A 10815-nucleotide genomic window follows, 5' to 3' on the forward strand; every position below is an offset into this window, starting at 1 on the left:
ACCGAGATCTACACTCGCGTATAATCGTCGGCAGCGTCAGATGTGTATAAGAGACAGCCCTTCCCACGGCTTCGCCGCGGGCCCCTTCCCTCCCCCGCTTCGCAAGGGAGGGAGATCATCCCCTTCCCTGCGAAGCGGGGGAGGGTTAGGGAGGGGGCAATGCGTCCCAACACACGCGCTCAAATCGCCATCCGCATGACGTCCTGATAGGCCTGCACCATGCGGTCGCGGATCGACACGACCGTCTGCACGGTCATCTCGGCGGCGAGCACGGAGCGCACGACCTCGTGCGTGCCGGCCTTGCCGGCGACGGCGGCGACGGACATGCGCTCGCCCTCGTTCAGCGTCTCCACCGCCTGCGACACCTGACGGTCGAGGAAAGCGCCGAAGCTGCTCTCCGCCGACGCCGACGTCTCGGCCGACGGCGATGCCGCGGCCGCCGCCGCGGTTGGCGGCGTGGCGAGCGAAGCGGCGGGAGCCGGCTGGGTCAGGGGCGCACGGTGGAGGCCGTAGGCGGCGGCGGCGCGGCCGATGGGTTCGATCATGCTCTTGGGTCTCCTCAGCCGCGCAGAAGGTCGATCATGCGGCTCATCATGCTGCGCGACTGCTCGATGACGTTGACGCTCGCCTCGAAGGAGCGGCTGGCCTCGCGCATGTCCATCATCTCGATCAGCGGCTGGACATTCGGGCGCTTGACGTAGCCCTTCTCGTCGGCGGCGGGGTGCGAGGGCTCGTAGACGAGCTGGAAGTCGCTGCGGTCGCGGCCGATCTGCTTGACCTTCACGATCTCCGAGCCGGCGGCGCGGTCCATCGTGGTGGCGAAGGAGACGGTCTTGCGGCGGTAGGGATCGCCGCCCGCCGTCATGGCGGTGGAATCGGAGTTGGCAATGTTTTCGGCGACCACGCGCAGCCGGGTGCCCTGCGCCTGCAGGCCCGAACTGGCGATCCGCATCGTCGCGGCCAGGGGATCGGTGAGCATGGGAGGGGACTCCGAAGTCGTCAGCCGGCGCGCCAAGCGGCGCGCAGGATCTGCAGGTTGCGCTGGAACAGGCCGGCGGTCAGGGCGAAGGCGTCGCGCGTCTCGCTGCCCTTGGTCATCTCCTGCTCCAGCGACACGGCGTTGCCGTCCGGCGTGGTTTCCCACTGCTCGGGCTTGCGCGCCTCCTGCACCGCGCCGGACGGGTTGAAGCCGGTCAGGTGCATGGGCGAGGTGAGGGCGGGCGCCACCGTCTGCGGGCCGTCCATCAGCGCCGCGAAGGGCTTCAGGTCCTTCGGCTGATAACCGGGCGTGTTGGCGTTCACGACGTTGGTGGCGATCAGCTTCTGCCGCTCCGCCAAGTAATCGAGGCGCGCGCCGGTCAGCCGAAACACTGAAATATTGCTAAAATCCATTGGAACGGCCCTATCGCGAAGCCGGAAAGCAAGGCAGGGCCAAGATGACGCCCGCCGTTTAAAACCGGATTTAAATTCCTCGTGGCAGGATCACCGCATTCCGACACGGCGGAGACGACCCGGCGATGCGCGTGCTTTCCAACCTTCTGTCCGAGATCGAGCGGATGCCGACCCGATCCTGGCGCGGCGAGATCCGCAGCGCCACCGGCATGACGCTGGAGGTGGAGGGGCTGCGCCGCGTCCTGGCGGTGGGCGACAAATGCTGGGCGGAGACGGCGCGCGGCCAGCGCCTGCTCTGCGAGACCATCGGCTTCCGCCAGGGCCGCACGCTGCTGATGGCCTTCGACAACCTCGACGGCGTGGCGGAGGGCTGCGCTGCCGTCACCGACGACACCGCCTTCACGCTGCGCCCCGGCCCCGGCTGGCTGGGCCGCGTCGTCAACGCGCTGGGCGAACCGATCGACGGGCGCGGCCCCTTGCGCAACGGCCACCACGCCCGCCCGCTGCGCGCGGCACCGCCCCCGGCCTACGCGCGCCGCCGGGTGGGGGCGAAGATGGACACCGGTGTGCGCGCCATCGACGTCTTCACGCCCATTTGCCGCGGCCAGCGCATGGGCGTCTTTGCCGGGTCGGGCGTCGGCAAGTCGACGCTGCTGTCGATGGTCGCCCGCCACGCCGGGGCCGACGCCATCGTGATCGGTCTGGTCGGCGAGCGCGGGCGCGAGGTGCAGGAGTTCATCCAGGACGATCTGGGCGCGGACGGCCTCGCCCGCTCCGTCGTCGTGGTCGCCACCTCGGACGAGCCGCCGCTGATGCGCCGGCAGGCCGCCTATCTCTGTTTGACCGTGGCGGAGGAGTTGCGCGACCGTGGCCTGCACGTCCTCTGCCTGATCGACAGCGTGACGCGCTTCGCCATGGCCCAGCGCGAGATCGGGCTGGCCGCCGGAGAGCCGCCGACCGCCAAGAGCTACCCGCCCAGCGTCTTCGCCGAACTGCCCAAGCTGATGGAACGCGCCGGGCCGGGCCGGGAGGGCCAGGGCGACATCACCGGCATCTTCACGGTTCTGGTGGACGGCGACGACCACGACGAGCCGATCGCCGACGCGGTGCGCGGCATCCTGGACGGTCACGTCGTTCTGGACCGCCGCATCGCCGAGCAGGGGCGCTACCCCGCCGTCAACGTGCTGCGCAGCGTGTCGCGCCTGCTGCCTGGCTGCCACACGGCGGAGCAGAACGCCCTGCTGCGCCGCGCGCGGAGCCTCGCCGCCACCTACGACAACATGCGGGAGCTGGTGCGCATCGGCGCCTACAAGCAGGGCACCGACGCGGAGGTGGACGACGCCGTCGCGCTGAACCCGGCGCTGGAGGAGTTCCTGCGCCAGGGCAAGGACGATGCCACGCCGTCCCTCGACTCCTTCCGCATCCTCGACCGCATCCTCGCCGTTCCCGCCGGAGCCACGCCATGACCAACGCCACCGCGCTCGCCGCCCGCGCGCTTGCCCCGACCACCGCCGCACGGGACGCCGTGAAGGCCCCGACCAAGCAGGAGACGACGGACCTCAGCCTGGATTTCGGGGACCTGCTGGACGCGGTAAATCCGCTGCAACACCTGCCGGGTGTATCGCAGGTCTACCGCCATGCCACCGGCGACGATATCGGCCTACCAGCGCGGCTGGCCGGCGGCTTCCTGTTCGGCGGCCCCGTCGGCCTGCTGGGCAGCGCCGCCATGGCCGCCTTCGAGGCGGTGACCGGCGACGACCCGCTGGGCCACCTCGTCGCGCTGGCGGAGGGCGGCGACGAGGAGACGACAACCCCGACGAAGGACGTGCCGTCCATCGCCCCGCCCCTGCCCTTCCTCGCCGGCCCGGCGCAGGAGCCGCCGACGGACCATCGCCCGTCCCCCGCCGTGCTGGCGGAAGCGCTCGCCCGCAAGACGCCGAGCACCGACGCTGCGGCGGACGCACCGGCGCCCAAGGCGGAGCAGCCCGCCCCGCAAATCCTGGCGAAGCTCTACGAACTGCACGCCACCCAACCGGCGGACCGCCCGGCCGTCCGGCTCTGACCCCAGTCAGCGCAGCGCCGTCGCCAGCGCGTCCATGAACAGCCGCACCTTCGGCGGCACGAAGCGCGCCGAGGGGTGGACGCCCCAGACCGCCAACGGCTCCAACGCCCCGTCGGACAGGCGGAGCGCCACCAGCGCGCCGCGCGCCACCTCGTCGCGCACGTCCCACTCGGACAGGACGGCGATGCCGAGGCCGGCGAGGCAGATGTCCCGCAACCCCTCGATGGAGTTGGCGGTGAAGCGCCCACGCACCCGGATGCGCCGCTCCCGCCCCTCGCCCGCGAAGCTCCAATGGGTCGTGCCGGACAGACACAGGCACTCGTGTTCCGCCAGATCCGCGACGGCGGCGGGCGCGCCGCGCGCCGCCAGATAGCCGGGCGTGGCATAGAGCCCCCGCGGGTTGTCGGCCAGCCGCCGCGCGATCAGCGCGCTGTCCTTCAGATGGGCGATGCGGATGGCGAGGTCGATCCCCTGCCCGACGATGTCCACCACCGTGTCGGTCAGCAGCAAATCGACCGAGACCTGCGGGTTGTCCTTCAGGAAGTCCGCGACCACCGGCACCACCACCTTGCGCCCGAAAGCCGCGGAGGCGGTCAGCCGCAGCAGCCCCGACGCCCCGGCGGAGGACGGTCGGACGCTGGCCCGCGCCGCCGCCTCGTTCTCCAGCATCGCCTGGGCGAAGGGCAGCATCGCCTCCCCCTCCGGCGTCAGGGCGAGGGAGCGGGTGGTCCGCTGCATCAGCCGCGCGCCCAGGACGTCCTCCAGCGCGGCCAGCCGCCGGGTCGCCATCAGCGGCGAGATGCCCAGCCGCCGCGCCGCCCCGGCAAGGCTGCCGGCCTGGGCGGCTTCCACCAGAACGGCAAGTCCGGCGAGGTCCATTGCTTCATGTTCCGATACACAGGCCCTTCATTCTGCATGACTGATGCGGATTGTGAAAGTGCGATAGGGTCTGTTTCAGAGATCATCGCCTTGGGCCTCACATAGCCCTCTCCCCTCTGGGGAGAGGGTGGTCCGAAGGGCCGGTGAGGGGGTTGCGCTTGTGCCGAACGTACCAACACGCGCAACCCCCTCACCCTAAACCCTCTCCCCAGAGGGGAGAGGGGATGTTGCAAAAGGACCCTCTGTCATGAGCATCACCGACACAATGCCCCACACATCAACCCACGCACCCGACCAGACCCGGCTCGGGCGCGGACTGACCTTCGCCATGGCGACCGCCGCGGGGCTGGCCGTCGCGAACATCTATTACAACCAGCCCATGCTGGGCCTGATCGAAGGCGACCTGCCCGGCCCGCTGACCGGCATGATCCCGACCGCCACGCAGTTGGGCTACGCCGCCGGCCTGCTCCTGCTCGTCCCGCTCGGCGATCTGGTGGAGCGGCGGCGGCTGATCGTCGGGCAGTTCCTGCTGCTGGCGGCGGCGCTGGTCGTGACGGCGCTGGCGCAGGGTCCCGCCCTGCTGGTCGCCGCCTCGCTGCTGCTCGGCGTCTCGGCGACGGTGGCGCAGCAGATCGTTCCCTTCGCCGCGCATCTCGCCTCGCCGCAGCGGCGCGGGGCGGCGGTGGGAACCGTCATGTCGGGGGTTCTGACCGGCATCCTGCTGAGCCGCACGCTGGCCGGCTTCGTCGGGACGCACGAGGGCTGGCGCGCCATGTTCTGGCTGGCCGTGCCGCTGGCGCTGGCCGCGGCCGCGCTGATGGTCGTCATGCTGCCGCGCAGCCACCCGAACGCGACATTGCCCAACACCGCCGGGCGCTACCCGGCGCTGATGCGTTCGCTGGTCCATCTGTGGCGGGAGTTCCCGGCCCTGCGGCTGGCCGCCGTCACCCAGGGGCTGCTGTTCGCCGCCTTCACCACCTTCTGGACCATCCTGGCGCTGCGTCTGGCCGAGCCGCGCTTCGGCCTGGGCGCCGACGCCGCGGGGCTGTTCGGCATCGTCGGCGCGGTCGGCATCCTGGCCGCTCCGATGGCCGGGCGGATCGCCGACCGCAGCGGGCCGCACCGGGTGATCCTGCTGGGCACGCTGCTGACGCTCGCGTCCTGGCTGCTGTTCGGGCTGTGGACGTCGGTCGCCGGTCTGGTCGCCGGGGTGATCCTGCTCGACTTCGCGGTCCAGGCGGCGCTGGTGTCGAACCAGCACATCGTCTACGCCCTGCGCCCCGAAGCCCGCGCCCGGCTGAACACCATCTTCATGGGCGGCATGTTCCTGGGCGGCGCGCTGGGGTCGAGTGCGGCGACGCTGGCCTGGAACGCCGGGGGCTGGACCGCGGTGACCGGTCTGGGCATCGCCGTCGCCGCGGCGGCCACCGCCCTCCAGCTCGCCGCACGGCGCCGCTAAGAAGCAAAAAATCACGGGGTGCCGGGGGCCTTACCGCCCCCCGCTCCGCGCCGAGCGCTCCAGGGAGCGGATGTGCGACAGGCCCGGCAGGATTTCGGAGCGGATGAACTCCAAGCGGCGGACCGGGCCGCCGCCGCTGGAGAAGCGGGCCTTCCACAGAGCCATCTTCACCGCCAGCCCGCACAGCACCCCGCCGATGGTGACGTGGTGGTTGGTGATCAGGTCGCGGATGCTGCGGAAGCTCTGGGCGTTGATGTTGCGCCAGAAGTCCTTGGAGCGGTTGTCGAAGCTCTCGAACCGCCCGGTGATCGAGGCGGCGATCTCCGTCAGGTCGCGCCCCACCTCGTCGAGCATCCGAGCGTGGCGGGCGTCGCGGCGGACCTCGCTGAAGCCGCGCACCGCGTCCATCCAGGCCAGGAAGGCCTGCACGTCGGGGACGATCTCATCCAGGCACTGCTTGAAATAGGCCAGCGACAGGAAGATGTCGCCATACTCCTCCAGGAAGGCCGGGATGTCGGCCATGGCGATGTCCAGCCGGTCGGCCATCATGGTCAGCCGGCGGCGCACCTCCGCCAGATCGGGTTCGGCGAACAGGCGGATCAGGTCCTCGACATTCTGCACCTGCACGTCGTCGCTGCCGTAGACGCTTTCGATCAGCGGCCGGGTGAAGACGCGCATGTAGCGGGTGAGCTGGTCCTTCCGGCGCTGCGACAGGCGCAAGGCGGCGTGCTCGTCCACCGCGATCTTCAGGCGCCGCAGCTCGATGCGCAGGGAGTAGACGTCGAAGCTCGCGGCCTGGGCGATCTGGCCGATCATCAGCAGGTCGCGCTCCAGCTCGGGCGAGCGGTTGCCGAAATGCAGCGGCAACTGGCTGGGCATCACCTGACCGCTGCCGGCGTGGACGTCGTTGAACAGCTCCACCACCGTCTGGAGCCGGACGTTCTTGATCAGCCGCGCCCGGCGCAGGCCCGGAGTCTCCAGCGGCAGGATGGTCATCGGCAGGATATGAAGGGAGTCGCGGGCGGTGTCCTCGTCCCGGTCGTCCGGGCCGGGCAGCAGGGCCACGACGTGCGGCCAAGTGCCCGGCGGCCTGGCCTGTCGGCTCGGCTGCACAGCCAATCTCCCGAAATTCGGCCTGCCGGAACGCCGCCGCTCAGAAGCGCGGGAAGTTCAGCAGCGACATGGTGATGGACGGGTCGATGGCGATGATCGAGGAGCGTCCGCGGCTGTTGATCGGCCCGATGTAGGGGAGGTTTGTGGAGGCTCCCGCGGGCGCGCCGTTCTTCATGTCGTACATGGCCGAGAAGCGGTCCAGGAACTTCCCGAGCTTGGCCGGGTCCTTGAAGTCGGCGATGTCGAAGCGCTTCTTCAGCTTGTCGACCAGCCGGTCGAGGTCGCCCAGCGCCGACTGCTCGGGAATGTCGAGCGCGGTGAAGACCACCTTCTGGAGCGCGCGGTCGGCCATCACCTGATACCAGTTGGTGATGCGCGGCGCCTTGCGGTCGAAGTAGAGCGCCAGACGGACTGCCGGATTGCTCTCCTCCGCCTTCACCTCCAGCGACACGTCGACGTAGCGGTCGACGATGGCCTTGACGATCGCCGGCTCCTTCAGCGTGGCGCCCCCCGTCTCCTTGAAGGACAGGACGGTGGCCATCTCCTTGAACTTGGCGTCGTTCATGCGGTTGGCCAACGCCTCCGGGTCCTTCACCCCCTGGTCCAGCACCTTGCGGATGAGGGCGCGCGCGTAGGTCTGGCTTTCCAGGTCGAAGGCCACCATGACGAAGCGGTAGAGCTTGTCGTCCTTCAGCAACTCCTCGGCACTGGAGATCTTGCCGATGTTGGCCTCGAAATAGGCGATGTTGCGCTTCACGTCGGGGCGCGAGCGGATCATCGCGTCGTAGCGGTCCTGATTGCGGACGATCTGGCGATAATCCTGGAGCGTGCTCATGCCGTCACCTCCGGGGCCTTCGGCCGCCCGCTCTCCTCCGCCGCATCCTCCGCCGGGTCAGCGTAGGAGGGCGGGATGCGCAGGATCACCTCACCGGTGTGGGTGTCGAGCACCTCGGTGGACAGGCGGCCCGTGCCGGGGTCGAGGTTGACCCGGTAGGGCGGGATGGGGTCGGGCCGGCGGCCGTTGTCGGATTCCGCCGGCGCGCGGGTTTCCTCGACCACCTCGGTGGCCTTGACGGCTTCGACCTGGGCGGCGCGCAAGCGGTCGGCCTGGCGCTGGCGGGCTTCGGCGATCAGGTCGGCGCTGGCGGTGCCGCGCTCGCCGTTGACGCCGGACACGCCGCCGGTCAGCCCCTGGATGGGTGCGGGCATGGCGGTCACGCCTCCACGCGAGTCTCGGGGGCGCGCTCGTCCCGCGGGGGGCGCTGCGCGTTCAGCAGCCCGTCCTCGTAGGCCATCACCGGCCGCAGGCAGGCCAGCGCCTTGTAGTAGTCGCGGTCGCTGACGTTGCGCATCGCCTGCATGATGCGGTCCTGCATCTCCGGATGCATGAAGGCGGTGTAGAGCTTGGCCATCATGCCGGCGACGACGCTGCCGTACTCCTCCGCGGCCTGGGGGTCCAGAAGCATGCTCTGGATCACGAAATAGGCGCGGCGGACCGGCGTGTCGGCCTCGTCCTCCTGCATGATGTCGCTGCCGCGGATGATCTGGGCGAAGTTGCTGACTGTCAGGGTGTAGCGGCGGTTCTCGTTCTGCACGACGCAGCCGTTGATGACCACGCGCTCGCAGGGCTTGAGGCGGAGCTTAAGCGCCATAGGACGCCTCCATCGGAGCGGGAGCCTCCGTGCGGGCCACACCTTGCAGGCCGCGCATGACCGACCGGTTGATGTCGATCAGGACACCCGCGTCGGCCTCGCCGCGCAACACCTGGGTCGTCTGGCGGGCCACCGAGAAGGACAGCGAGACCAGCCCGGCGCGCAGCGCCTCGGGCAGCGCGTTGCCGTCCTCCAGCAGGTCGGCGCGCAGCGTGTTCCAGAGTTCCAGGTTGCGCCACAGCGCGTCCTTCAGCGCCGCCGACCGCCAGCCGGCGTCGCGGTTGGCCTCCAGATCCAGGGTGATGCGGAGGAAGACCAGATATTCGATGCGGCGCGGGTCTTCGCACTCGGCCATCGTCTGCTGGTAGGCGGCGATGCTCATGGTCGCACCTTATGCAACGCGCACGGGGGCGCCGGAAGGGGGCTGGGACTGGATGTGAGACGAAAAAATGGCCGGCGCCCCGTCGGGAGCGGGACGCCGGCCGGACCGGGTTAGCGGAACAGCGAGAGAATGTTCTGCGGACCCTGGTTGGCGATCGACAGCGCCTGGGTGGCGAGCTGCTGCTGGACCTGGAGGGCCTGCAGACGGCTCGATTCCTCGTTCATGTCGGCGTCCACGAGGGAGCCGATGCCCTTGTTCATCGAGTCGGTCAGCTTCGACACGAAGTCGTTCTGCACCGACACGCGGTTCTCGATGGAACCGATCACCGCGGCCTTGCCGATGGCCTTGTCGAGCAGGCCGTTGATGACCTCGAGCGACTTGGTGGCGTTGGAGGTCACGTCGATCTGCGTCAGGTCGGCCAGGCCGCCGAAGGCGTCGCTTTCCTTCGAGCCGACCCACAGGCTGTCCACCTTGGCGGTGAAGTTGCCGTCGGTGTTCAGGTCCTGGTCGGTGAATTCCAGCTTGTCGCCGTTGAAGGCCACCTGGAAGTCGCCGCCGGCCGTGGTCAGGGCCGCGTTGACCGCGGTCTCGATCAGGCCCTGGGTGGTCGCCAGATCCGTGGTGTAGTCGATGCCCGACAGGTCCACCGTCACGGCGGTCTTGGTGCCCGCCTCGTTGGTGACGTTCAGGGTCAGGTTGCCCAGGCCCAGGTTCTGGCCGTCGATGAAGGTGGTGTCCGGCGCACCGATGGCGATGCCGACGCTGGCCTTCAGGTCGTTGGTGGAGTCCACCTGCTGCTCGATCGTGGCCTTGCCGACGATCGAGGTGACCTGCATGTCCTGGCGCTGGAAGCTGATGTAGCTCGGATCGACCGTGCCGGCGCTGCGGCTCAGCGACGCCAGGATGTCGACGTTCTGGTCCTTGGCCGTGCCGTCGTTGGAGTAGGTGATGCGCAGCAGGTTGTCGCCGTTGAAGGAGGCGTCGGCGGCGGCGCCCTTCACCAGCTTGACGAGCTGGTCGATGTCGTTCTGGATCAGCGACTTGTCGACGCCGTTGGTCTGGCCGGCGATGACGCGGGCCTTCAGCGTCTGCAGGTTCTCGACGATGTTCTTGGACGCCACCGACGCGGTGTTGGTCGTGCCCGAACCCAGTTCCAGCGATTCCTTCACCGCCTTGAAGCCGGCGACGTCGGCGCGCATGGTCGTGGCGATGGACCAGTAGGCGGCGTTGTCCTTGGCGTTGTTGACCTTGAGACCGGTCGAGATGCGATCCTGGGTGGTCGCCAGATCGTCGGTCACGCGGCGCAGCGTCTGCAGCGCGGTCATCGCCGAGGTGTTGGTCATGATCGAGGCCATGTGTATCTCCATTCGCGAGATGCAGAGCGCCTTTCTGACGCTGGGGCCGGGTGCGCGGGCCTTCCCACTTGGTTCTTATGGGCGCGCAACCGACCATTCGACTGTGACCGACCCCGTTTAAACCGGAGTAAAAAACCGCAGCATTTCCAGGGTGACGCATTCGTCTTTCAAAGATGGGCATCTTTTAAAAGTAATCATGCATTTTATAAAAATGCGGCAACTGCGCACGGCGGCTCAGCCGTCGTGCCCGAAGGGCCGCGGCCATGGCGTCTTTCAAAATGTTGGGGGCAAAATGTCGGAAACGGAGCGTAAGGCGAGACTTTGAAATTAAGGCGCCGTCACTCGGCGGCGACGAGACAGCTGGGGTGCAGGCCGGACGCGGCGAAGGGGATGGCCGGGAAGCGGCGGGCGGCGGTGGCGGATGCGGCGGCCGGAACGGCCTCTTCATGCTCGGGCGGGGCCTCGAACTTGTAGCCGCGTCCGTAGACGGTCTCGATGTAGCGGGCGCCGCCGGTGGCTTC

General features: G+C 69.1%; 13 protein-coding genes and 1 pseudogene. 3 read left to right on the plus strand and 11 right to left on the minus strand.

Features of this window, described 5'->3' with window-relative positions; all coding sequences use genetic code 11:
- Positions 1 to 179: 179 nt before the first annotated feature.
- The 3 genes from fliE to Q4I23_RS25590 are packed head-to-tail and all read right to left on the minus strand — an operon-like array spanning position 180 to position 1371.
- Complete coding sequence (gene fliE, locus Q4I23_RS25580; protein ID WP_454020836.1) at positions 180 to 545, minus strand: flagellar hook-basal body complex protein FliE; 366 nt, start codon at positions 543 to 545, stop codon at positions 180 to 182.
- 14 nt (positions 546 to 559) lie between these two features.
- A complete protein-coding gene (gene flgC, locus Q4I23_RS25585; RefSeq protein ID WP_041814269.1) occupies positions 560 to 979 on the minus strand; it encodes a flagellar basal body rod protein FlgC in 420 nt (139 codons plus the stop codon).
- A 20-nt stretch (positions 980 to 999) separates the two neighbouring features.
- Complete coding sequence (locus Q4I23_RS25590) at positions 1000 to 1371, minus strand: flagellar biosynthesis protein FlgG (RefSeq protein WP_498528074.1); 372 nt, start codon at positions 1369 to 1371, stop codon at positions 1000 to 1002.
- 146 nt (positions 1372 to 1517) lie between these two features.
- On the opposite strand from Q4I23_RS25590, the gene fliI reads away from it, so the two are divergent.
- Both fliI and Q4I23_RS25600 read left to right on the plus strand, forming a co-directional pair.
- Positions 1518 to 2858 carry a flagellar protein export ATPase FliI gene (gene fliI / locus Q4I23_RS25595; protein ID WP_498528075.1) on the plus strand — a complete coding sequence of 447 codons (1341 nt, stop codon included), beginning with the start codon at positions 1518 to 1520 and terminating at the stop codon, positions 2856 to 2858.
- The gene (locus tag Q4I23_RS25600; RefSeq protein WP_498528076.1) at positions 2855 to 3454 is read left to right on the plus strand and encodes a hypothetical protein; all 600 of its coding nucleotides are present in this window, start codon (positions 2855 to 2857) and stop codon (positions 3452 to 3454) included. Before fliI ends, Q4I23_RS25600 begins: the two co-directional genes overlap by 4 nt.
- 6 nt (positions 3455 to 3460) lie before the next feature.
- On the opposite strand, the gene Q4I23_RS25605 is transcribed toward Q4I23_RS25600, so the two are convergent.
- A complete protein-coding gene (locus tag Q4I23_RS25605) occupies positions 3461 to 4333 on the minus strand; it encodes a LysR family transcriptional regulator (protein WP_498528077.1) in 873 nt (290 codons plus the stop codon).
- Positions 4334 to 4580: 247 nt separating this feature from the next.
- On the opposite strand from Q4I23_RS25605, the gene Q4I23_RS25610 reads away from it, so the two are divergent.
- On the plus strand, positions 4581 to 5792 hold the full coding sequence (locus tag Q4I23_RS25610) for an MFS transporter (RefSeq protein WP_498528078.1): 1212 nt from the start codon (positions 4581 to 4583) through the stop codon (positions 5790 to 5792).
- A gap of 30 nt (positions 5793 to 5822) precedes the next feature.
- On the opposite strand, the gene Q4I23_RS25615 is transcribed toward Q4I23_RS25610, so the two are convergent.
- The 7 genes and pseudogenes from Q4I23_RS25615 to Q4I23_RS25645 form a co-directional block, all read right to left on the minus strand.
- The gene (locus Q4I23_RS25615; RefSeq protein ID WP_498528079.1) at positions 5823 to 6857 is read right to left on the minus strand and encodes a hypothetical protein; all 1035 of its coding nucleotides are present in this window, start codon (positions 6855 to 6857) and stop codon (positions 5823 to 5825) included.
- Positions 6858 to 6945: 88 nt separating this feature from the next.
- Complete coding sequence (locus tag Q4I23_RS25620; RefSeq protein WP_454020830.1) at positions 6946 to 7740, minus strand: DUF1217 domain-containing protein; 795 nt, start codon at positions 7738 to 7740, stop codon at positions 6946 to 6948.
- Positions 7737 to 8114: a FlaG family protein gene (locus Q4I23_RS25625; protein ID WP_149167336.1), complete on the minus strand. Its 378-nt coding sequence runs from the start codon at positions 8112 to 8114 to the stop codon at positions 7737 to 7739. The genes Q4I23_RS25620 and Q4I23_RS25625 overlap by 4 nt, the downstream gene beginning before the upstream one ends.
- A 5-nt stretch (positions 8115 to 8119) precedes the next feature.
- Positions 8120 to 8557, minus strand: coding sequence for a flagellar biosynthesis repressor FlbT (locus Q4I23_RS25630; protein ID WP_149167335.1), 438 nt, complete (start codon positions 8555 to 8557; stop codon positions 8120 to 8122).
- The gene (gene flaF, locus Q4I23_RS25635) at positions 8547 to 8939 is read right to left on the minus strand and encodes a flagellar biosynthesis regulator FlaF (RefSeq protein WP_109072449.1); all 393 of its coding nucleotides are present in this window, start codon (positions 8937 to 8939) and stop codon (positions 8547 to 8549) included. Before flaF ends, Q4I23_RS25630 begins: the two co-directional genes overlap by 11 nt.
- A 110-nt stretch (positions 8940 to 9049) precedes the next feature.
- The gene (locus Q4I23_RS25640; RefSeq protein WP_035682206.1) at positions 9050 to 10294 is read right to left on the minus strand and encodes a flagellin N-terminal helical domain-containing protein; all 1245 of its coding nucleotides are present in this window, start codon (positions 10292 to 10294) and stop codon (positions 9050 to 9052) included.
- A gap of 338 nt (positions 10295 to 10632) precedes the next feature.
- A pseudogene (locus Q4I23_RS25645) lies at positions 10633 to 10815 on the minus strand (DNA-binding response regulator); the annotation flags it as partial.

Source organism: Azospirillum sp. UFLA03-27 (genome assembly GCF_059803775.1).

Coding starts and splice junctions, on each gene's coding strand:
- fliE (WP_454020836.1), bottom strand. CDS start 545: ATGATCGAACCCATCGGCCGCGCCGCCGCCGCCTACGGCCTCCACCGT.
- flgC (WP_041814269.1), bottom strand. CDS start 979: ATGCTCACCGATCCCCTGGCCGCGACGATGCGGATCGCCAGTTCGGGC.
- fliI (WP_498528075.1), top strand. CDS start 1,518: ATGCGCGTGCTTTCCAACCTTCTGTCCGAGATCGAGCGGATGCCGACC.
- Q4I23_RS25600 (WP_498528076.1), top strand. CDS start 2,855: ATGACCAACGCCACCGCGCTCGCCGCCCGCGCGCTTGCCCCGACCACC.
- Q4I23_RS25605 (WP_498528077.1), bottom strand. CDS start 4,333: ATGGACCTCGCCGGACTTGCCGTTCTGGTGGAAGCCGCCCAGGCCGGC.
- Q4I23_RS25610 (WP_498528078.1), top strand. CDS start 4,581: ATGAGCATCACCGACACAATGCCCCACACATCAACCCACGCACCCGAC.
- Q4I23_RS25620 (WP_454020830.1), bottom strand. CDS start 7,740: ATGAGCACGCTCCAGGATTATCGCCAGATCGTCCGCAATCAGGACCGC.
- Q4I23_RS25625 (WP_149167336.1), bottom strand. CDS start 8,114: ATGCCCGCACCCATCCAGGGGCTGACCGGCGGCGTGTCCGGCGTCAAC.
- Q4I23_RS25630 (WP_149167335.1), bottom strand. CDS start 8,557: ATGGCGCTTAAGCTCCGCCTCAAGCCCTGCGAGCGCGTGGTCATCAAC.
- flaF (WP_109072449.1), bottom strand. CDS start 8,939: ATGAGCATCGCCGCCTACCAGCAGACGATGGCCGAGTGCGAAGACCCG.
- Q4I23_RS25640 (WP_035682206.1), bottom strand. CDS start 10,294: ATGGCCTCGATCATGACCAACACCTCGGCGATGACCGCGCTGCAGACG.